Source organism: Candidatus Desulfofervidus auxilii (genome assembly GCA_030262725.1).
GTDB lineage: Bacteria > Desulfobacterota > Desulfofervidia > Desulfofervidales > Desulfofervidaceae > JAJSZS01.
In genome coordinates this window covers 38,200-60,152 of record JAJSZS010000002.1, presented here as the reverse complement: position 1 = coordinate 60,152, position 21,953 = coordinate 38,200, and the positions used below count along the sequence as shown (strand labels likewise).

The following is a 21,953-nucleotide window of genomic DNA, read 5'->3' as shown; positions in this document are numbered from 1 at the left end:
TTTATGGAAAAGTCGAAATCACTTTATAGCCACGAGCAGTTAAAGCTTCAATAATAGGTTCTAATTCACATCTTTCAAGACGGAAAGAATAGATTGTTTCATGTTCATTAGGAAGAATGCCTAAACTTATAAGGCGGCCATTGTGACGATGAATAATATTATAAACTTCTTTAAATGCCTGAGGGGAATCTCCAATTACCACATCTAAACGAGAACCAGCCATAAGTATACCCATCATTTCAATAAAGGCTCGCAGAATATCTGTAGTAGTAATAATTCCAACTAGTTTATTTCCTTTTAATACTGGTAATCCACCAATTTTATACTGATAAATCAATTTAGCAGCTGTCTCAATGTCTGTTTCTGGAGTAACTGTAATTGGGTCAGTAATCATTACATCTTTTACCTTAATATCTTCAAGCATAGCTGGTATAAGCAACTGCCGCAAGTCTCCTTCAGTAACAAAACCTACAAAACGCCCTTCTTCTACTACTGGCAGATGGCGGATAGAATATTTTTCCATTAAACGGATAGCTTCTTTTATATCTGTATCTTTTTTTACAGTAATAATATCTGTAACCATCCATTTTGATACATGCATAGCTTTTTTTTAAAGCAAAGTTTCTAATATGTCAATTCCAATTATAAATTTCTTCTGCTTGACAAGATGATTTTCTTGGATTATAAAACCCAACGTTGTTTGGAGGCTTAAGATGAAGACCTTTATGTTGAGAAAAGAGGATGTCGAAAGAAAGTGGTATGTTGTGGATGCTTCTGGAAAAATTTTAGGAAGATTAGCAAGTCAAATTGCTATTCGGCTTATGGGCAAACACAAACCTATTTATACTCCACATGTAGATACAGGTGATTACATTATTGTTATTAATGCAGAGAAAATAAGGCTCACTGGAAAAAAATGGGAAAAAAAATTATATTATCGCCATTCTGGCTATATGGGAGGATTGAAAGTTCTTACTGCCAAACAAATGTGGGAAAAAAGACCAGAGCGTCTTATTGAATTGGCTGTAAAGAGAATGTTACCTAAAAATAAACTTGGTCGTAAAATGTTAAAGAAATTAAAAATATATGCTGGGCCAAAACATCCCCATCAAGCACAAAAACCAATACCGTTATCACTTTAGGTGAAAAAAATGGCAGAAAGATTTTATGCTACTGGAAAAAGAAAGACAGCAGTTGCACGTGTTTGGTTAATATCGCCAGGTTCAGGTCAAATTATTGTTAATAAAAAGCCTTATAATGAATATTTTGAAAGAGAAACACTTTTAATGATTATTCGTCAACCTTTGGAATTAACTCAAATGTTAAATAAATTTGATATAATGGTTAATGTTAAAGGTGGTGGAAAAAGTGGACAGGCACAAGCTATAAGACATGGTATTGCACGAGCACTTGTAGTGTTTAATCCAGAATTAAAGCCTATGTTAAAAAAAGCAGGATTTCTTACAAGAGATCCAAGAGTTAAAGAAAGGAAAAAATATGGATTGGCAGGTGCTAGAAGAGCTTTCCAATACTCTAAACGGTAATTAATTTGATAAGAGTTGGTATTTTTGGTGCAACAGGCTATACAGGTTTAGAATTACTTCGTTTTCTTTCAAATCATTCTAAAGTAAAAGTAACTGTTGTCACTTCAAAACAATTTGCTGGGAAAAAAATTTCTGATCTCTTTCCAGGATTTAAAAATTATGAGTATTTGACTCTTGTCTCCCCTGATTCAGAAACAATTATATCAGAGGCAGATTTATTTTTTACTGCCCTACCTCATCAAGTCTCTATGGACATAGTTCCTAAATTATTGGAAGAAAAGAAAAAAGTTATTGATTTAAGTGCTGATTTTCGTTTAAAGGATGTAAGTATTTATGAAGCTTGGTATGGAGAGCATAAAGCAAAAGAAATTATACAAAAAGCAGTTTATGGATTACCAGAAATTTATGAAAATGAAATTAAAAAAACAGATTTAGTAGCTAATCCAGGTTGTTATCCTACAACAGCCATTCTTGCTCTTGCTCCTTTTTTAAAAGAAAAATTAATTGATATTAATAGCATTATTATTGATGCTAAGTCTGGTGTAAGTGGTGCTGGTCGTAGTCCTAAATTGACTACACATTTTTGTGAAGCTAATGAAGATATGAAGGCATATAATGTTTGTATTCATCGTCATACACCTGAAATAGAACAGGAATTAAGTTTTATTGCTGGTAGAGAAGTAAAAGTTACTTTTGTTCCTCATCTTATTCCTGCTTCAAGAGGCATGTTTACTACTATTTATGCTCATCTTACAGAGAGTATCACAACAGAAGATGCTTATAAATTAATAAAAAATTTTTATTTAGAAAGATATTTTATAAAAGTATTAGTTCCTCCTAATGTACCACAAACAATTTATGTGCGAGGTACAAATGAATGTCATTTAGGAGTAAAAGTAAATGAAAGAACCAAAAAAATAGTAATTATGGCAGCTATTGACAATTTGGGTAAAGGTGCTTCAGGACAAGCTATTCAAAATATGAATATTATGTTAAATCTTCCAGAAGAAACTGGTTTAAAAATACCACCTCTTTTCCCATAAAATTCCATAAAAATTTTACTAAACATCTTGATAAAAATTTTACTAAACATCTTGACATCTTATCATAAAAAGGAAAAATAGCTCTACTATGGTTAAAAAATTTAAAATAGAAGCATGGCATAGAAAAATTGTCACAAAAAGAACATTATTAAAAGTACTTTCATTTATTGATCACAATCCAGATATATCTACTCCTGTGCTTTTAATGGATGAAGAAAAAATTGCAGAAAATGTTTCTTTAATAGGGAAAAATATTCAAAACAGCAAAGTTTTTTATGCAGTAAAAGCAAATTCAGATGAAAAAATTTTAAAACTTTTAAAAAATCATAAAATAGGATTTGAAATTGCTTCTGAAGGTGAACTTGATTTATTAATTAATTTAAATATAAATCCGGATTTAATTATTTCTAGTAATCCAATTAAATCTATAAATTTTATTAAAAAAGCATACTCTTATGGAGTTAAATTTTTTGCTTTTGATTCTTTTACAGAATTAGAAAAACTTGACAAATATGCGCCAGGTTGTAATGTTTATGTGAGAATTTCGGTACCTAATGAAGGTAGTGAATGGCCTTTAAGCAAAAAATTTGGTGTAGAATTAGATGAAGCTTTTGAATTATTAAAGCGAGCTAAGGAGCTGAACTTAAATCCAATAGGTATAACTTTTCATGTTGGTTCGCAGTGCTTGAATTTATATAATTGGTATATTGCTATAGATAAGGCTAGACAGCTATGGGAAAGGGCTATTGAAAATAAAATTGAGTTAAAAGTATTAAATATAGGAGGGGGATATCCAATAAATTACACAAAAATAGCGCCTAAAATTAATGAGATTGAACAGTATGTCGCAAAACTTTTAAAAGAAAAAATACCTGGAGATTTTGAAGTCCATATTGAACCTGGAAGGGCTGTAATAGGAGATGCAGGAATAATGGTAACCAAAATATTGGGTAAAGCAGTTAGAAATTATGAAAATTGGCTTTATTTAGATGTTGGTGTGTTTAATGGTTTAATGGAAAGCTTAGGAGGTATTAAATATACTTATATTGTTGAAGTAAAAAGTGATAAATGTAAATATAAAAAATGGACAGTTGCTGGGCCAAGTTGTGATAGTATGGATGTAATAGATAAACATGTTGATTTACCAGATGTAGAAGAAGGTAGTTTAGTGCTTATTCTGTCTGCAGGGGCTTATACTGTTTCTTATGCATCTGAATTCAATGGCTTTCCTATTCCAAAAGTGATTTTAATATAAAATTTTAGGAGAAAAATATGATTAAATTTATAGAAAATGAACCCTTTTCTCCAATCCAATATACTTATGAAGTTGATAACATATTATTTAAAGGAAGAAGCTCATATCAAGAGATTTTAGTATTAGAAACCCCTGATTTTGGAAAAGTCCTTGTTTTAGATAACATTGTTCAATTGACCCAAAGGGATGAATTTTTTTATCACGAAATGCTAGTTCATATTGCCATGCATACACATCCCTGTGCAAAGAAAATTGTTGTTATAGGAGGAGGAGATGGAGGGGCTGTTAGAGAAGTTTTAAAACATGAAAGTGTTGAAAAAGTTTATTTGGCAGAACTTGATAAACAAGTCATTGAAGTTTCAAAAAATCTTTTAAAATTTGTTTCACAATCATTAGATAATCCAAAAGTAGAAATTCATATTGGAGATGGCTCTGAATTTATAAAAGGTGTTAAAGATATTGACGTTGTTATTGTAGATTCAACAGATGCTATTGGTTTTGCCCGCAGTTTATATTCTTATGATTTTTTTCTTCATGTGAAAAAAGCTTTAAAAGATGATGGTTTATTTGTAACTCATAGTGAATCTCTATGTTTTCATAGAGATGTTACTATTGAAATACAAGAAACTTTAAAAAAAGTATTTTCAATTGTTGATTTATATTCTGTGCCAATTGCTACATATCCTGGAAATTGGTGGACATTTTCAATTGCTTCAATGAAATACAATCCTAGAAAGCCACAAAAGGCACCTGTTACTGGAGTAAGATTTTATGATTCAGAAGTTCATAAATGGTGTTTTTTACCTAAAACATTATACCAAAGAATTATGAATAAAGAATTAAAATGGTAAAATTTAGTCAAGGAGGCAAAAAATGGAAAAGGTCCGTGATGGCAAAGGATATCATCTCATAATTGATGGAGTAGAATGTGATTATAATAAAATTTCAGACAATCATTTCATTTATGAGTTTTTGGACAAATATCCTACTGAAATTAACATGAATAAGGTATCTCCTCCGTATGTAAATAGATATTATATGAATGATATTGAGATGATTTTTGGATTTGTGATGATTGCAGAAAGCCACATAAGCATTCATGCAAATTTAGCTACATCAGAGATGAATTTAGATATCTATTCATGTAAAGAATTTGATATAGATAAAGCTATAAAGGATATAATTCATCTTTTTGGTATAAAGAAAAGTAAAATAAAGGTCCTTATCAGAGGTCAAGAAGTCCCACGTTTTATTAAAATTGCAGACAATTTATCTGCTCATTTAAATGAGACAGGTACTTTTATCCTTTAGGGAGGAAAGGATTGAACGAGGAGGATAGTCTTTTTTCTTGCCTCCTAGATAATTTTGCTAAATACATATGGAATAAAGAGCTTAAAAAAGCTAAAAAATTTGAAAAAATATTTTTTTGGCTCCTCGAAAAAGGAAAAGAAAAAAAATTTTTGTCTTTAGAAGAATTTAGGATTATTATCAGGGCATTTCGCTTTAAAGATACCACAGTAAGAGAAATTATGATACCTGGCCCAGAGATGGTATGTGCTGAAGTAAATACTCCTATAACTAAGATTATTGAACTTATTATTGAAAAAGGACATAGTCGTTTACCTATATATAAAGAGCACTTTGACAATATCATTGGTATTCTTCATGCTAAAAATCTTCTTAAAATTTGGTTGAGCAAAGAAAAAGACATGGATTTGACTAAAATACTTATACCTCCTCTTTTTGTCCCAGAAACTCAAAAAATAAATACATTATTAAAAGAAATGAATACTCGTCATATCCATCTGGCAATTGTAGTTGACGAACATGGAAGCACTGTTGGGTTAGTCACTATTGAAGATATTATTGAAGAGATATTTGGTGAAATTCAAGATGAATATGATAGAGAAGCAATACCTATTGTTCAAACTACAGAAAATACTTGGCGGGTACGAGCAGGAATTGATTTGGATGAATTGGGAGAAATTTTGGGAATAGAATTTCCTGAAGGTAAATATGAAACACTAGCTGGTTTTTTAATTCATCTTACAGGCACTGTACCTAAGCCAAAAGAGGTTGTTTATTATAAAAATTTTGAATTTACAATACTCTCAGCTACTCCTCGCCGTCTTCAAGAAATAATGATAAAAAAGATTAAATAATGTCTGAAATAATAATAGGAACTATTGCAGGAATTTTGACTACTTTTAGTGCTTTACCTCAACTTTATTATTCATATAAAAATAAAGACGTACGCAGTTTTACCCTTAAATTTCTTTTCCCATTTATTTTTGGCATATTTTGTTGGGTAATTTATGGATTTTTAACAAATTCTTTACCAGTAATTGTCTTTAATATTATTGCTCTCTGTTTATGGTTGCCTATCGTTATTTTAAAAATTAATGACTCTCTATGAGAGAAGAAGTAATACAAGAAAGAGAAATCATTGCTCATTCAGGTGAATTGCCGGAAGTAGCTTTTTATAGTAGCCTTTATTTTCTTACTGAAAAACCTGAAGGACCTCATTTAATTCTCACTCAAAAAGAAATTGATTTTCTTAAACAGGGTGTAATAGAAGGATATAAACGAATTATTTTAAGAGATTTAAATCCTCAAATGAGAGGGAAAAATGAATTTAGAGGTATAGAACGTGCTATTATAAACTATAAAAGATTAAAACAATATGCAAATAAAGAAAAGCTTGATATAAGCAATATTATTCCTGAATTGGCTCAAGCCTTAACTATTTATGTAAAAGCAGAATTAAAAGATGATTACTTGAAAAAGCACTTTTTACGTACTATAAATTGTAAAAAAGAAGATTGGAAATGGTTTGTAAAAGAATTAAATCTTGATCCTTTTAAAATTTTACCAAATGCTGAAGAATTTTTTAAACGTATTCCTTTATCTTTTAAAGAGATTATAGAGATTTTTAAAAAATGAAATCAATCATTTCAGTTAGCAGAAGGACAGATATTCCTGCTTTTTATACAGATTGGTTTATTAATCGTTTAAAATCTGGATTTGTTTATGTTAAACATCCTTTTACTAAAGAATGGCTATATGTTTCTTTAAAACCAGAAGATATAGGTGTGATTGTATTTTGGTCAAAAAATTTTTCTCCTTTATTAAAACAAATAGAAAAAATAGAAAATAAAGTTTCTAATTTATTTTTTCATTTCACTATCACAGGAAATAAAATACTTGAACCCAATGTACCTGATTATAAAGAAGCAATTAAAGATTTTATCTTTATTTCAAAAAGATATTCACCAAAACATATTGTCTGGCGATTTGATCCTATATGTATCACTAATGAACTTTCTTTTGATTATTATCAAGAAAAATTTATAAAATGTATTGAAAAATTATGTGGATATACAAAAACATGCTATATAAGTTTTGTAAACTTATATAAAAAAGTATTAATAAATTTTAGGAAATATACTAATCAAATCCCAATTGAAATCAGCCAGATTGAAAAAAGAAGATTTGCTTATAAATTGGCTGAAATAGCTGAAAAATACAATATAAAATTATATGCTTGTTGCAATGATTATCTTCTCTCTGACAAAGTTAAAAAAGCAAGTTGTATTAATGCCTATTATTTATCTAATCTTTTTCATATTTCATTAGAAACCAAACCTGCAGCTACAAGAAAAGAATGTGCTTGTACTAAAAGTATTGATATTGGCGCATATAACACTTGCATTCATGGTTGTGTATATTGTTATGCAAACCTCAATAAAGAAAAGGCTAAAAAATTTTATAAAAACTTTTCTCCTATATGGAATTCTATGGAAGGAAATGTTTTTATTAATTTAAAAAAAACATATCTTCAGAAGGACAAAAGGGCAAATTCACACTTTCTTTTAAACAATTGTTTATTTTAAAAAATGGCGCGCCTGGAGGGATTCGAACCCCCGACCTACGGATTCGTAGTCCGGCGCTCTATCCAGCTGAGCTACAGGCGCACCAAAATTATTTTATCAAGTTTTTTAAAAATTGCAAGCAATGAAAAATCCTTTTCTAAACAACTCAGCCTTTAGCACTATGTGTCTGAAAAATTTTGGATTTATACTGTTGACCAGAGATGTTAGATGATGATAAACTTTGGCAGCTCGTTCTTTAAGACTTTATTTGTGATACATTTTCTGGAAAGCGGGGTGGATTTAAGGTATATTTAGTGTGAGTAAGACAAACATAGCAAAAATAAGGAATCCACTTGATACTTTCTTTAAGAAGGAAGAAATATGAGTGTGCCCAGAGTATGTATATCTGCAATATTGCGTATATTTACTAGAATTGGAATGATATCAGCAATGCAGATATGAATGAGTTATATGAAATGGCAGCAGTGAAATTAAAAGAAGTAGAACTATGAAGTTAGATTTAAATACAGCCTTAAAAAGGATAATTTCTGAAGAATTGAGAGGAAACAATCCTGTACCCGACATATTAGGTTTTCTGCATCTTAAGCATTTATTCAAACCTGATTTTTCTACTGAAATAGAAAGCTTGTTCGAAAAATATGCAGAAGAAAAGGAGATACCGGAGCCCTTGCTAAGAATAGATGTTCCTAAAGAAAACTTTACTATTAGGCCCATGGCGAGACCATCTGTAAGGGACTGGCTGATATATGAAGCAATTATCGATTATCTGGCAAAAGAAATATTAAAGAAGGAGGAGATTTGTCAGAGAAGTTTTAGCATTTTGAATTTTAAAGGTCAGAGTAAGAAAAAGACAGATGCTTGGTTAAAGTTTGACGAATGTTGTAGGGAATATTATAAAAATGGGTATAAGTATTGTGTAACTACTGACTTGACGGGATATTATGAGAATATCAATCTGCAAGAATTGCGTAAAAGAATTTTAAATTATTTGGGAGACAATAGAGATAAACTTAAAATAATTAAAGCTCTTTTTCACCTTTTAAGAAAGTGGAGCGACGAACGTATATCAGAATATGGACTGCCACAAGGTCCTCCAGCTTCGGCATTTCTTGCAGATATATATTTGGATCATGTAGATCGCCAAATGGAAAAATATGAAGGATATTTTCGGTATATGGATGATATTAGGATATTTTGTAAACGAGAAATTGAGACAAAAATTGCACTTAAAGATCTTATAATAGCTTTGAGAAATGTTAAGCTTAATATAAACGCTAAAAAGACATCCATACTTAAAGGTGGGGAGATAGAAGAAAAACTTTTTGACCCACATAAATCTCTTTTGGATATAATAGATACACTGATGAAATCTGGGAATAAAAAACTTATAGAAGAAAAAGTTATCCCTGCTTTATTAAAAATTTTTGAGGATGCTTTTTCAAATGATCCGTTTGAAAAAACACACTTAAATTTTTCTTTATACAGACTGTCTATTTTAAAAAATAGTGGTTTCAACTTTGATACCACAAAAATAATAAAAACTATCAAAGATAATTTTATTTCAAAACCTCATCATACTGGATTGTTTTGTGATTTCTTATCAATGTTTCCTAACGATGAAAATATAGTGAAATTTTTGTTAGAATTTTTAAAATCAGAGAATAATATTTACGAATGGCAAGAACTAAAAATATTACAGACCCTTTTAAAATTCAATGTTAGAATAAACCGAGAAAATATCGAATTTTTCCTCAATTCCGCAAAGGGCACTAATAAACACTATGCAGTACGTGGGTTCTATTTCTTGTTAGCCGGAAAATATGGTAATAATAGGGATAGAGAATTAATCGTAGATAGTTATGATAGTTTATCCGAGACTTATACAAAACTAGCAGTAATTTTAGCAGTTCAAGAATTAGGTAAAGCTTCTCGCAATGATTTTTATTCTCGAGTGAAGAGACGTGAATCTGATGTAAAAATTAAGCAATTTGTTGACTATGTGAAATCCTTAAAAAGTCCGATTTACTACTTAACAACAGAAAAACCCAAAATAGAAACTTATGAAGAATTTGAGGGACCAATTTATGAATATAATTAATATTGTCACTTCATATAGCGGTGCATATTCGACTTCGCTAACACTTCGTCCAAACTCTTCACTTCGCTCGGAACTTCGGATATCGCTGGAACATTAGGGCGACATAAATAAGGTAATATCATGAAAAAAATACATATCATAATTATGATTATGGTATTGAGTGGATTTTTCATGTTATGGCAATCAGTGGAGAGTAAATATGAGCATAGCAAATCCATTAATGAAAAAATAAAATTACCTAAGCCAAAGTATGATAGCAATACTTCAGTTGAGAAGGCTTTGCGTGAAAGAAGATCTATCAGAAAATATAAAGATGAAGCACTCACGCTTGCTGAAGTTTCACAGCTTCTTTGGGCTGCGCAGGGAATTACCAATCCAAGAGGTTTTAGAACAGCACCTTCTGCAGGCGCACTCTACCCGCTTGAAGTATATGTAGTGATTGGTAATGTAGAAGGACTTGCAAAAGGGGTTTATAAATATAAGCCACATGGACACGAACTTGTAAAGGTCAGAAGTGGGGATGTGAGAGATGAATTATCTGTTGCTGCTCTTGGACAACCTTGGGTTAAAGAGGGTTCTATCGTTATTGTATTCTCTGCAGTTTATGAACGAACGACTCAAAAATATGGTGATAGAGGCATTAGATATGTGCATATAGAAGTTGGTCATGCGGCTCAAAATGTTTATCTACAGGCAGTTTCCTTGAATCTCGGCACGGTAGTTGTTGGAGCTTTTAGAGACGATAAAGTAAGAAAAATTCTAAACATGCTGGATGAAGAACACCCTTTATGTATAATGCCTGTAGGAAAGATTAATCAAGAAATATCTTTCCTTCTAAAAGCTGTTGATAGACATTGATAGCTTCCCTCAAAAAATCCTCTTTTAGCTGGCCATGAGGGGAAATCGTTTCAAGGATTCTTTTTGGAATACGCAAGTTTTTAAAAGAAAAACCTTCTTGAATTTTGAATTGATATTTATTTTTTAAAATTTCCTCTCCTAATTGCCTTAATGTTTTCTCATTCATTGTAAAACCAGCTATGTCAAGAAGACGCAAAACTGTCTGGCAGTCATAAACACTTCTAGCAAAGAGACAAATAACTAAAGAACATAAAATTTGCCGATAAGATTCTTCTTTAAAAAGTGCAATAGCTAAATCTTTTGAAGTAAATTCCTTTCCTAAATATTTTTGGTCAAAGCTATAACCAGCTGAATCTAAGTGACTATGACGAGCACCTGTAAGAAAACCTAAATAACTGCCTGGTCCAGTATGATAACCAGGCATTTCATTCTTGCCAAAAGCTAAAGCAAATTCTTCGCCTCCATATCTTTTGGCAGCTTCATCTACTCCTAAAGCTAATGTTTTATAAAAATCATTAGGTTGAGTAACAATTTTTCTAACCATATTAATATAACTTTCATAATCTCCCCACTTTGGTCTTAATTCGGTCTCTTTTTCAGTAATTAATCCTTTTTCAAAAGCCTCTGTAGCCCAGGCAAGCACTACTCCAGTAGAAATAGCATCAAGACCTAAAATTTCTATTTCATCTAAAAGGCGCAAAATTCCTACAGAATCACTAATACCTAACATACTACCTAAGGCATAAATTAATTCATAATCATAAGAAATAAAGGTAGTTTTGTAAAAATAGGGCTCATCTTTATATGGCTGACGTAATGCTGCTAAATGGATGCAGGCAATAGGACAATGAGTACAGGCTAGACGTCGACCAAGATGATTTTCTGCAAAATGTTCACCAGAAATTTTTTCTGCTTCTTCAAAAAAAGCTGTTTTAAGGTTTCGTGTAGGAAGAGCTTTTATTTTATTTAAAGGTAATATATTTACTGGGGTACCTAAATCATGATATTTTTTTAAAGCAGATAAGCTTAAAATCCGTTTAAAAATTTCTTTATAAGCTTCTTTATAAATTTTGCCTTTTTTTACTTGTAAAGTATTGTTCCCAGCAATAACTATGGCTTTTAATTTTTTACTTCCAAATACTGCCCCCAAACCTAAACGGCCAAAATGGCGGAATGTTTCAGTAATAACACAAGCATATCTTACAAGCCTTTCCCCAGCTACCCCAATACGCATTATACATCTAATACCAGAGCCAGGTTCTTTTTCACGTAAAGCACGACCAGCAACTGTACTACGTGTTCCCCAAATGGCACGACCATCATGAAATCTAACTTTATCATTATAAATTGTTAAATAAATAGGAATATCACTTGCACCTTTAATTACAATTGCGCCATAACCAGCTAAACGAATACTAGCAGCACTTCTACCGCCGGCATGGCTCTCACCAAGGTTACCTGTTAATGGAGATTTAAACATAGCTACTGTCTTTGAAGCCATAGGGAATAATCCTACCAAAGGCCCAACAGCAAAAATTATTGGATTTTTTGGATCAAATGGGTCTATTCCTTCAGGACATTCTTCTTTTAAAAGCATACTAGCTACACCAACACCACCTAAATATTTTTCAAATAAATCTTGACGATATTCTATCCAAAAACTTCTTCTACTTAAATCAATATAAAGTACTTTTGCTAATGGGTCATTTAATAACATCTTTACTTCCTTCCTTTACAAGGGCAATTACACCATGTGGACAAAAATTGGCACAATAACCACAATGCACACAAATTACAGGCTTATTAGCTCTATCATCCCAAAAAATAGCACCAATAGTGCAAGCTTCTTGACAATGACCACAACCAATACACTTATTGGGTTGTAAAATTACCCCTCCCCCTTTACGTATACGTAAAGCATCTACTGGACATACTGCTGCACAAGGAGGATCTGAACATGCACGGCAGACTACTACACGAAAACCACGTCCCATGCCTCCTCTTGAACGAACAAAAATAGCCGCACTGCCGATTCCACCTTTACCAAAACGGCGTTGACATGCATACATACATAACTGACAACCTACACATCGCTCTGTGTCTATTACCTGCAAACGAGTCATAAGGACATTATGTGGTACTTATTTAAGGAGGTCAAGAATTTATATTCGATAAATATAAATTGGATCACCTTCGTATATAACCTTTTTAGGCTCCCAACCAGGAATAGGAAAATTACAACTTACCACCCAAGTATCAGGTTTAAGCTCTACCTCTAATTTTTTTCTAAGCTTTTTCATAACATCTGGGAATAAATAGCAAAAAACAAGGTCTGCATCGGATAAGTTCTTGCGCCAAAAATTAGCAAAATAAATTTTTATCTCTGGATAAGCTAAACAATAAATTTTTGCTAAAAAATAAGCCCAAGGATTTATTTCATAGCCAATAGCTTTTACTTTATACTTTTTTACTACTGCCCTTAAAAAGCGTCCATCACCACAACCAATGTCATAGACAATTTGTCCTGGCTTAAGATTAATATATTCCAATATTCTTTTTATTTTGGCAAAACTTGTTCTAGTAAAAAGAGCACCTTGAGTAATGCTTATCACACTAGATGTAGAGATGACGAAGACTATTTTAAAAAAGAAAATAAAAAATAGTCCAAAAAGAGTTATAAGTATCAGTTTCATTTTATTGGTGTAATTCTTTTTATAAAAATAGTGGCATAACTACCACGCGGAAGTTCTAATAAAAATTTTATCTTCATTCTATTTTTATAACGTTCATCTGGAGCTATTTCTAGGATTTCAAGATGTTCTGGAACAATTATTAACTTTCTTTCCTTTTCCTGCAATCTGATATGTAAAGATTTTACACTTAGATCACTCTTTTTAATCCCTTCTTTTCTTAACACCTTGCTTATAGCTGACCTAAGCCTTTTATCTGAAATCTTTGTCCCCTTTTTTATCACTGGGATAGTCTTTTGTATAAGATAATCCTTTACCTTTTTATCCAAAGTTCTATAAAATAAAAACTTTCCTAAAAGATAAGGATATTCATAAATTTCATCTTTTGTATTCTTTAAAATGGATTTCAAATAAAGGGCTACATATTCATTCCATAAAAATGATTGATAGGCATTAACCAAAAGAACAAGGAAACGCTTATCCAATTTTTGTAAAGCATAAAGAAAGTTCTTGGGCTGTTTAATAAGGGCGCGAAATACTGCTTTATATTCAAAAAAGGACTTTTCTAAACAGGATTTCCAATTCCCCCAGTTTTCTCTAACAAATTTATGAAACTCCCTTGTTTTTCTATCATCATAACCAGAAGGGGTGGCGACTAAAAGAAAAAGGGCATTTTCATAATTTTTCAAAAACAACTCCTTGCCAGCAAATCCTTTTCTATGTCTAGCTGAGCCAAAGCGTTGCTCATCATAATAATTTGGAAATCCATAATTTTTTACTTGATTTATAGCTTCTTCTATTTTCTGAACATCATTTACTTTTATATCACGGAGCACAATTGTAAATCGGTTTTTAACAATATGGCTAGCTGTAAGTTTTTCATCACCAAAACCAAGAAATTCTAAAGAGTAATTTGAGCCTGAAAAGGATTTGCATATCGCATATTCTTTATTAACTGCTATTAATTGTGTTGTCAGTCCATATCTATCTTTAATACCAGCTAAATGAATAAATTCCTTTTTCATACCTGTATCTTTTTCAATACGATTCAAAAGGCTAAATGTCTCCCAATAGCGTTTTTTAAGTTTAAAAATTGCATATTTCCCTTCACTTTTTATTGGATAATTAACAATCTCTTCAACTATAAAATCTTCTGGTATGACTTTAATTTTCATAAAGATTTTATATCATATCAAATAAAGACTTGCCAAAAAATGCAGTTTAAGGTAGGGATTGATTATGCTGACACAGAAAGAAGCCATTTTTGTTATCAATGCTTTATCTAAAGCAAAGGTTTTAGTAGTAGGTGATCTTATGATGGATGTATTTGTATGGGGAAAAGTACAAAGGATTTCCCCTGAAGCACCAGTACCAGTGGTGGATGTAGTAAATGAATCATATCGTTTAGGAGGAGCAGCTAATGTAGTTAATAATTTAGTTTCTCTTGGAACAAAAGTATTTGTTACTGGAGTAATAGGCAATGATGAGATGGGAAGGCAATTGATAAAAGAGATACGAAAATTAGGAGTTCACCCTGAAGGTATTATTGTGGAAACTAATCGCCCTACTACTGTCAAAACAAGAATCATTGCTCATAACCAACAAGTAGTAAGAGTGGATCGAGAAAAAAGGCATCCTATTGAAGAAGATACTGTTTTTCAAATGCTTGATTTTGTTAAGAAACATATTTCTAAAATAGATGCCATTTTGGTTTCAGATTATGCTAAAGGTGTAATTTGTCCAAATTTAATGGAAGGTTTAAAAGAATTGGCTCAAAAAAATAAAATCCTTTTAACAGTTGATCCTAAAGTAAAAAATTTTCCATTATTTGAAGGAGTAAATATTATCACTCCTAATCATTTTGAGGCTATGCAGGTTTGTGGTTTTAATGGTATTATGGATATAACTCAGGAAATGGTTCAAGAGGCAGGAAAGATATTACTTTCCAATTTTAAAACGCAAGCAGTCCTTATCACCCAAGGTGAATTAGGTATGACCCTTTTTGAAAAAAATGGAGAAATTACTTATATTCCAGCTATGGCTAAAAAAGTATATGATGTTACTGGGGCTGGAGATACAGTTATTGCTACTTTAACTGCTGCTTGGGCTAGTGGTGCTTCTCTTAAAACAGCAGCAATATTAGCTAATTTAGCTGCTGGTATTGTTGTTGGAGAAGTAGGCACAGCTACAGTAAGTCGAGAACAACTCATTAAAGTCCTTCATGAGTGAACTAAAACCACCTTCACCTGTAAAACTTATTATGAGTCTTATTTTTCATAAAAAAGATATTTTTGAATCAGTTTTACCTAAACTTATTGAATTGTTTGGGGAGATAGACTTTATTAGTGAAATTTTACCTTTTGACCACACTGATTATTATTATTCAGAAATGGGAAAACCGCTTTTTCGCCGTCTTATCAGTTTTTTAAACCTCATTTTACCTGATGAATTACCAGATATTAAGATAAAAACAAATAATATTGAAAAAGAATATGCTATAAATGGGAAAAGACAAATAAATATTGACCCAGGTTATATTACAGCTGAACGTCTAGTGCTTGCAACAGGGAAAAATTATACTCATCGTGTATATTTAAAGGATGGTGTTTATGCTGACTTAACACTTATTTATCAAAAAGGTGATTTTCAAGCTCTGCCCTGGACTTACCCTGACTATGCTAGCGAACCTTTAAAAGGTTTATTAAAACTTGTTCGAAAACGGTATCTTGAACAAAGAAAGAGAGGATAATTATGAAAAGTATGACTGCTTATGCAAAAAGTGAACTTGAATGGCAAAATTTACATTTTAGTGTAGAAATACGCACCCTTAACCATCGCTATCGTGACATTATCTTAAAGCTCCCTCAAAGATTTCTTCCTTTAGAGGAAAATGTAAGACAATTGATTTCATCATATATATTTAGAGGACGGGTAGATTGTATTGTTAAAATTAGTGGCAATATAGAAGGACTCCCTCCTTTAAGTATTAATTGGGAAGTAGCTAGGACTTATTATCATCTTTTAAAGGAATTGAAAAATGGTTTAGGATTAAAAAGTGATATTACTTTAGATATGTTTCTTGGAGTAAAAGATATTTTTATTACAGAAGAAACAAAAGAAGATATTTTTAACTTTTGGCCACCACTAAAACAAGTTTTAGAAGATACCTTAAAACAAATAGATATTATGCGTCAAAAAGAAGGAGAAAGTTTAAAAAAAGATATTGAACAACGTTTAAGTACAATTTCTATACATCTTAATAAAATTGAAGAAAGGGTTCCAGAAATAGTTAAAGCTTATCGACAGCGTTTATATCAACGCGTAAAAGAATTATTAAATGATATAAATGAAGAGAGGATTACACAAGAGGTTGTATTTTTTGCTGAACGCAGCGATATTACTGAAGAAATTGTACGATTAAAAACACATATTAAAAATTTCAATGATTTACTTGAAGAAAAAGAAGCTATAGGAAGAAAATTGGATTTTCTTTTACAAGAAATGCATCGTGAAGCTAATACTATGGGAGCAAAGGCAAATGATGTTATTGTTAGTCAACAAGTGGTAGAAATTAAAACAGAATTGGAAAAAATAAGACAACAATTGCAAAATATTGAATGATTATTGCCTTTTCCCTTTCTTCATGTTAATCTAAAAATAGTAGTTTTTTTGAAAAAAAGAGGTGTTATGTCTATAAAAATTCAACGGATTGATAAATATCGAGTTCGTATACCAAAAGAAGGAAAAATGCGCACTGAAGGTATTGTATATGCTACACAAGAAATGATTGCTCAGATAAGAGAAGACCAAAGCTTACAACAAGTGGCAAATGTAGCTTGTTTACCTGGCATTATTGGCCCTTCTTTAGCTATGCCTGATATCCACGAAGGCTATGGTTTTCCAATTGGTGGTGTAGCTGCATTTGATGTAGATTCAGGTATTATTAGTCCTGGTGGGGTTGGTTATGATATAAATTGTGGTGTGAGGTTATTGCGGTCAAATTTAATAAAAGAAGATATAGTTCCTATCATTGAAAAATTAATAGATACCCTTTTTGTAAATATTCCTACAGGTGTGGGATCACATAGAAAAGACTTTAAATTAAAACAAGCTGAATTAAAAAAAGTTTTAAAAGAAGGAGCAAAATGGGCAGTAAAAAAAGGATTTGGTTGGAATGAAGATCTAGAACATATAGAAGCTGGAGGATGTTTACCAAATGCTAATCCTGAATATGTCTCAAATAGGGCATTAGAAAGGGGGAAAGATCAATTGGGCACACTTGGTTCTGGTAATCACTTTGTAGAAGTAGGATATGTGGAAGAGATTTATGATGAAAAAGTAGCTAATGTTTTAGGCATTTTTAAAAATCAAGTAATGATTTTAGTTCATACAGGTTCTAGAGGATTAGGACATCAAGTATGCGATGATTATATTAAAGTAATGCTTAAAGCTAGTGCAAAATATGGAATTCATTTACCAGATAAACAGCTTTGTTGTGCTCCTATTAATTCTTCAGAAGGGCAACAATATTTATCTGCTATGGCTTGTGCAGCCAATTTTGCTTTTGCTAATCGGCAGATAATTACACATTGGGTAAGAGAAAGCTTTGAATATTTTTTTAAAAAATCTGCTGAAGAATTGGGACTTAAATTGATTTATGATGTTTGTCACAATATTGCCAAAATTGAGACCCATACTTATAATGGGAAAAAAGTAAAAGTTTGTGTACATCGTAAAGGGGCAACAAGGGCATTTCCACCCGGTCATCCAGAAGTCCCTGATATTTATAAAGAGATTGGACAACCTGTCCTTATACCAGGAGATATGGGTCGTTATTCCTATGTTCTTGTAGGTACAGAAAAAGCTATGGAAGAGACATTTGGCAGCACATGTCATGGTGCAGGACGTGTAATGAGTCGGCATCAAGCTATTAGGATGGCTAAAGGCAGAAACATTGCTCAAGAAATGAGACAAAAAGGGATTTATGTTAGAGGGGCAGGAAAACGCACATTAATTGAAGAAATATCTGAAGCATATAAAGATGTGGCTATGGTTATAGATGTAGTACATCAAGCTGGTATTAGTCGTATGGTAGCAAGGATTAAACCTCTTGGTGTAATCAAAGGATAATGTTAGCTAGGGTTTTAAGTAGTGCCATCTTAGGCATAAATGCCTATCTCATTGAAGTAGAAGTTGATATTCAACATGGACTTCCTGCATGGATAACTGTAGGATTACCTGATACAGTTGTAAAAGAGAGTAAAGAAAGGATTCGTTCTGCTATAAAAAATTGTGGTTATTACTTTCCGACTGATAAAATTACTGTTAATCTTGCTCCGGCTTCTCAGAGAAAAGAAGGTTCTGCCTTTGATTTACCTATAGCACTTGGAATATTGGCAGCAAGTGGTCAAATTAAAACAGAAATTTTAAAAGAATATGTATTTTTAGGTGAACTCTCATTAGATGGTCGAATAAAACCTGTAAATGGAATATTACCAGTTGCCCTTTGTGTAAGAAAAGAGGGTCTAAAGGGATTGATTGTCCCAAAAGGCAATGTGGCTGAAGCTGCAATTATTCCTGACATTGAAGTAATGGCTGTAGATAATCTTCCTCAAGTAGTAGATTTTTTAAACAATCAAATTGATTTACCTAAGGCAAGCCTTAATATTGAAGAAGTGTTTAACATAGAACAAGATTCACAAATTGATTTTCAAGAAGTAAAAGGGCAAGTCTATGCCAAACGAGCATTGGAAATTGCAGCAGCTGGAGGTCATAATGTGCTTATGATTGGCCCACCTGGAGCTGGCAAAACAATGCTTGCTAGAAGATTACCTACTATTTTACCACTTTTAACTTTTGAAGAAGCTTTGGAAACTACACGTATTTATAGTGTAGCTGGTTTATTACCACAAGGACAAGCACTTATTACTATTCGTCCTTTTCGTGCTCCTCATCATACTATATCTGATGCAGGACTTGTAGGTGGTGGACAAACTCCAAAGCCTGGAGAAGTCACTTTAGCCCATAATGGTGTTTTGTTTTTAGATGAATTGCCTGAATTTAAACGCCATGTATTGGAAGCTTTGCGACAACCATTAGAAGATGGAATAGTAACAGTAGCAAGAGTAGGAGCAACAGTCACTTATCCTGCTCGTTTTATGCTTGTTTGTGCCATGAACCCTTGCCCTTGTGGTTTTCTTGGTGATTCAAAACACCAATGCACTTGCAGTTATTTACAGATTCAGCGTTATAGAGCAAAGGTTTCAGGGCCATTACTTGATCGAATCGATATTCATATTGAAGTACCAGCTGTTTCTTATCAAGATTTGAATCAAATTTCTGAAGGAGAAAGCTCAAAAGAAATTAGAAAACGGGTAGAAGCAGCAAGAGATATTCAAAAAAAGCGTTTTGCTAAAAAAGGAATTTATTGCAATGCCCAAATGAATTCAAAACTTGTTAATACATTTTGTGTATTAGATAATGCTGGTAAAAAATTGCTTGAGACAGCTATGGAAAAATTGGGTTTAAGTGCTAGGGCATATACACGTATTTTAAAAATAGCTAGAACTATTGCTGATTTAGAAGGTGAAAAAAATATATTATCTCAGCATATTGCGGAAGCAATTCAATATCGTACTTTAGATAGAGAGATGAGTTAAAAAGAATATTGACCTTTTATGTTTTAATTGTTACTCTGAAATTAAGAATGTCCCGTAACCAGGGGGGCAAAAAAATACCTGGTTTTACCCATTCGGGTAAAAGAGTAAAAAAGTGAGTCCAACATATAGAAATTTAGCAATTTGGTTGGTTATTACCATTATTATGATTTTAACTTTTAATCTTTTTAACCATCCTCAACCTACTCGTCAAACGATAACTTATAGTGAGTTTTTAGACAAAATACAGCATGGTGAAGTAATAAGTGTTACTTTAAAAGGGAATGAAGTAAAGGGAGTATTGATTACTAATGAGTCTTTTCATACTTATGTTCCAAAGGATAATCAATTAATACCTCTTTTACGCCAACATGGTGTGAGAATTAGGGTAGAACCAGAAGAAAATTCACCATGGTATATGACTATTCTTATTTCATGGTTTCCTATGATTTTATTAATTGCTGTTTGGATATTCTTTATGCGACAAGTGCAGGCAGGAGGTGGCAAAGCTTTTTCCTTTGGTAAAAGCCGAGCAAAATTAATTAGTGATCAATCAAAAAAAGTAACTTTTAAGGATGTAGCTGGGATAGATGAAGCAAAGGAAGAACTTCAAGAAATTATAGAATTTCTAAAAAAACCTCAAAAGTTTACAAAATTAGGTGGAAAAATACCAAAAGGTGTATTGCTTGTAGGCCCACCTGGAACAGGTAAAACACTTTTGGCAAAGGCTATAGCTGGCGAAGCAGATGTACCATTTTTTAGTATTAGTGGATCTGAATTTGTTGAGATGTTTGTAGGAGTTGGTGCAGCAAGAGTGAGAGATTTGTTTGCTCAGGCAAAAAGAAATGCCCCATGTATTGTTTTTGTTGATGAAATTGACGCTGTTGGAAGATACCGTGGTGCTGGTTTAGGCGGAGGACATGATGAAAGAGAACAGACCTTAAATCAGCTTTTAGTAGAAATGGATGGATTTGACGCTAGTGATGGTGTGATTCTTATTGCTGCTACCAATAGACCAGATGTTTTAGACCCTGCACTTTTACGTCCAGGTAGGTTTGATAGACAGGTTGTAGTACCCATGCCAGATGTAAAAGGAAGAGAGGAAATACTTAAAGTTCATGTTAAAAAAATTCCTATTGCTCCGGATGTAGATTTAAGTATTGTTGCTAAAGGCACACCAGGTTTTTCTGGTGCTGATTTAGCAAATCTTGTAAATGAAGCAGCACTGCTTGCTGCACGCAAAGGTAAAGAAAAAGTAGAAATGGACGATTTTGAAGAAGCAAAGGATAAAGTATTAATGGGTAAAGAACGCCGTAGTATGGTGATTAGTGAAGAAGAAAGGAGGCTTACTGCTTATCATGAAGCAGGACATGCTTTAGTAGCAAAGCTTCTTCCAGGTAGTGATCCTGTACATAAAGTAAGTATTGTACCTAGAGGACAGGCATTAGGTATTACACAGCAATTGCCTGTAGATGAAAGACATACTTATTCTAAGAAATATTTACTAAATCGTTTGGCTGTGCTTTTAGGTGGAAGAGCAGCAGAAGAGTTAGTATTTAATGATTTTACTACTGGTGCAGGTAATGATCTTGCTCAAGCAACAGAATTAGCTCGTAAAATGGTATGTAATTGGGGAATGAGTGAAGAGCTAGGACCACTTGCTTTTGGTCGTAGAGAAGAACATATCTTTTTAGGAAAAGAAATTATTCAAGCAAGAGATTATAGTGAAGAAACGGCAAGAAGAATTGATGAAGAAGTAAGACGCATTGTAATCAAAAGTTATGAAGAAGTAAAAGAATTGCTTAAAAAGAATATGCATTTACTTCATAAAATAGCTCAAACACTTTTAGAAAAAGAAACGATAGATAGTGCTCTTCTTGATCAGATAATTGCTGAAGGCACACATTAGGAGTTTT

Annotated in this window: 23 protein-coding genes and 1 tRNA gene; 18 read left to right on the top strand and 6 right to left on the bottom strand. The window is 32.3% G+C overall.

Features of this window, described 5'->3' with window-relative positions; all coding sequences use genetic code 11:
* Window position 1: 1 nt before the first annotated feature.
* Window positions 2-601, bottom strand: a complete 600-nt coding sequence (locus tag LWW95_01580) for a CBS domain-containing protein (protein MDL1955733.1) — start codon at window positions 599-601, stop codon at window positions 2-4.
* Window positions 602-713: 112 nt separating this feature from the next.
* Here LWW95_01580 and rplM point away from each other — a divergent pair, with 112 nt between their 5' ends.
* The 10 genes from rplM (at window position 714) to LWW95_01530 (ending at window position 7,735) form a co-directional block, all read left to right on the top strand.
* Complete coding sequence (gene rplM / locus LWW95_01575; protein MDL1955732.1) at window positions 714-1,142, top strand: 50S ribosomal protein L13; 429 nt, start codon at window positions 714-716, stop codon at window positions 1,140-1,142.
* 9 nt (window positions 1,143-1,151) lie between these two features.
* Window positions 1,152-1,544: a 30S ribosomal protein S9 gene (gene rpsI / locus LWW95_01570; protein ID MDL1955731.1), complete on the top strand. Its 393-nt coding sequence runs from the start codon at window positions 1,152-1,154 to the stop codon at window positions 1,542-1,544.
* 5 nt (window positions 1,545-1,549) lie between these two features.
* Window positions 1,550-2,587, top strand: coding sequence for an N-acetyl-gamma-glutamyl-phosphate reductase (gene argC / locus LWW95_01565; protein MDL1955730.1), 1,038 nt, complete (start codon window positions 1,550-1,552; stop codon window positions 2,585-2,587).
* Between the two features lie 88 nt (window positions 2,588-2,675).
* Entirely contained in the window at window positions 2,676-3,842 is a 1,167-nt protein-coding gene (locus LWW95_01560) for a type III PLP-dependent enzyme (GenBank protein ID MDL1955729.1), read from the top strand.
* 17 nt (window positions 3,843-3,859) lie between these two features.
* A complete protein-coding gene (gene speE / locus LWW95_01555; GenBank protein ID MDL1955728.1) occupies window positions 3,860-4,693 on the top strand; it encodes a polyamine aminopropyltransferase in 834 nt (277 codons plus the stop codon).
* A 22-nt stretch (window positions 4,694-4,715) separates the two neighbouring features.
* Window positions 4,716-5,153, top strand: a complete 438-nt coding sequence (locus tag LWW95_01550) for an S-adenosylmethionine decarboxylase (protein MDL1955727.1) — start codon at window positions 4,716-4,718, stop codon at window positions 5,151-5,153.
* An 11-nt stretch (window positions 5,154-5,164) separates the two neighbouring features.
* Window positions 5,165-6,004 carry a hemolysin family protein gene (locus tag LWW95_01545; GenBank protein ID MDL1955726.1) on the top strand — a complete coding sequence of 280 codons (840 nt, stop codon included), beginning with the start codon at window positions 5,165-5,167 and terminating at the stop codon, window positions 6,002-6,004.
* Window positions 6,004-6,258: a SemiSWEET transporter gene (locus tag LWW95_01540; protein MDL1955725.1), complete on the top strand. Its 255-nt coding sequence runs from the start codon at window positions 6,004-6,006 to the stop codon at window positions 6,256-6,258. Before LWW95_01545 ends, LWW95_01540 begins: the two co-directional genes overlap by 1 nt.
* Window positions 6,255-6,785, top strand: coding sequence for a hypothetical protein (locus tag LWW95_01535; protein ID MDL1955724.1), 531 nt, complete (start codon window positions 6,255-6,257; stop codon window positions 6,783-6,785). Before LWW95_01540 ends, LWW95_01535 begins: the two co-directional genes overlap by 4 nt.
* Window positions 6,782-7,735: a DUF1848 domain-containing protein gene (locus LWW95_01530; GenBank protein MDL1955723.1), complete on the top strand. Its 954-nt coding sequence runs from the start codon at window positions 6,782-6,784 to the stop codon at window positions 7,733-7,735. Before LWW95_01535 ends, LWW95_01530 begins: the two co-directional genes overlap by 4 nt.
* 4 nt (window positions 7,736-7,739) lie before the next feature.
* Here the strand turns inward: LWW95_01530 and LWW95_01525 are convergent.
* Window positions 7,740-7,816, bottom strand: a tRNA-Arg gene (locus LWW95_01525).
* A gap of 454 nt (window positions 7,817-8,270) precedes the next feature.
* Here LWW95_01525 and LWW95_01520 point away from each other — a divergent pair.
* Both LWW95_01520 and LWW95_01515 read left to right on the top strand, forming a co-directional pair.
* Window positions 8,271-9,833, top strand: coding sequence for an RNA-directed DNA polymerase (locus LWW95_01520; GenBank protein ID MDL1955722.1), 1,563 nt, complete (start codon window positions 8,271-8,273; stop codon window positions 9,831-9,833).
* A gap of 171 nt (window positions 9,834-10,004) precedes the next feature.
* Window positions 10,005-10,691 carry a SagB/ThcOx family dehydrogenase gene (locus LWW95_01515; protein ID MDL1955721.1) on the top strand — a complete coding sequence of 229 codons (687 nt, stop codon included), beginning with the start codon at window positions 10,005-10,007 and terminating at the stop codon, window positions 10,689-10,691.
* On the opposite strand, the gene LWW95_01510 is transcribed toward LWW95_01515, so the two are convergent.
* From LWW95_01510 to truD, 4 genes are read right to left on the bottom strand one after another with little or no spacing between them, the layout of a single operon-like run.
* Window positions 10,645-12,408: an aldehyde ferredoxin oxidoreductase family protein gene (locus tag LWW95_01510; protein MDL1955720.1), complete on the bottom strand. Its 1,764-nt coding sequence runs from the start codon at window positions 12,406-12,408 to the stop codon at window positions 10,645-10,647. The genes LWW95_01515 and LWW95_01510 overlap by 47 nt on opposite strands.
* Window positions 12,395-12,814, bottom strand: a complete 420-nt coding sequence (locus LWW95_01505; protein MDL1955719.1) for a 4Fe-4S binding protein — start codon at window positions 12,812-12,814, stop codon at window positions 12,395-12,397. The genes LWW95_01510 and LWW95_01505 overlap by 14 nt, the downstream gene beginning before the upstream one ends.
* Window positions 12,815-12,853: 39 nt before the next feature.
* Window positions 12,854-13,384 carry a class I SAM-dependent methyltransferase gene (locus LWW95_01500; GenBank protein ID MDL1955718.1) on the bottom strand — a complete coding sequence of 177 codons (531 nt, stop codon included), beginning with the start codon at window positions 13,382-13,384 and terminating at the stop codon, window positions 12,854-12,856.
* Complete coding sequence (gene truD, locus LWW95_01495; protein MDL1955717.1) at window positions 13,381-14,556, bottom strand: tRNA pseudouridine(13) synthase TruD; 1,176 nt, start codon at window positions 14,554-14,556, stop codon at window positions 13,381-13,383. The genes LWW95_01500 and truD overlap by 4 nt, the downstream gene beginning before the upstream one ends.
* A gap of 64 nt (window positions 14,557-14,620) precedes the next feature.
* On the opposite strand from truD, the gene rfaE1 reads away from it, so the two are divergent.
* From rfaE1 to ftsH, 6 genes are all read left to right on the top strand, one after another.
* Window positions 14,621-15,610, top strand: a complete 990-nt coding sequence (rfaE1, locus tag LWW95_01490; GenBank protein ID MDL1955716.1) for a D-glycero-beta-D-manno-heptose-7-phosphate kinase — start codon at window positions 14,621-14,623, stop codon at window positions 15,608-15,610.
* Complete coding sequence (locus LWW95_01485; GenBank protein ID MDL1955715.1) at window positions 15,603-16,130, top strand: DUF4416 family protein; 528 nt, start codon at window positions 15,603-15,605, stop codon at window positions 16,128-16,130. Before rfaE1 ends, LWW95_01485 begins: the two co-directional genes overlap by 8 nt.
* A gap of 2 nt (window positions 16,131-16,132) precedes the next feature.
* Window positions 16,133-17,002 (top strand): YicC family protein, encoded by an 870-nt coding sequence (locus tag LWW95_01480; protein MDL1955714.1) that lies wholly within the window; start codon window positions 16,133-16,135, stop codon window positions 17,000-17,002.
* A 72-nt stretch (window positions 17,003-17,074) separates the two neighbouring features.
* Window positions 17,075-18,511, top strand: coding sequence for an RtcB family protein (locus tag LWW95_01475; GenBank protein ID MDL1955713.1), 1,437 nt, complete (start codon window positions 17,075-17,077; stop codon window positions 18,509-18,511).
* Complete coding sequence (locus LWW95_01470; protein ID MDL1955712.1) at window positions 18,511-20,040, top strand: YifB family Mg chelatase-like AAA ATPase; 1,530 nt, start codon at window positions 18,511-18,513, stop codon at window positions 20,038-20,040. Before LWW95_01475 ends, LWW95_01470 begins: the two co-directional genes overlap by 1 nt.
* Before the next feature lie 163 nt (window positions 20,041-20,203).
* Window positions 20,204-21,946, top strand: a complete 1,743-nt coding sequence (gene ftsH, locus LWW95_01465) for an ATP-dependent zinc metalloprotease FtsH (protein MDL1955711.1) — start codon at window positions 20,204-20,206, stop codon at window positions 21,944-21,946.
* Window positions 21,947-21,953 lie beyond the last annotated feature (7 nt).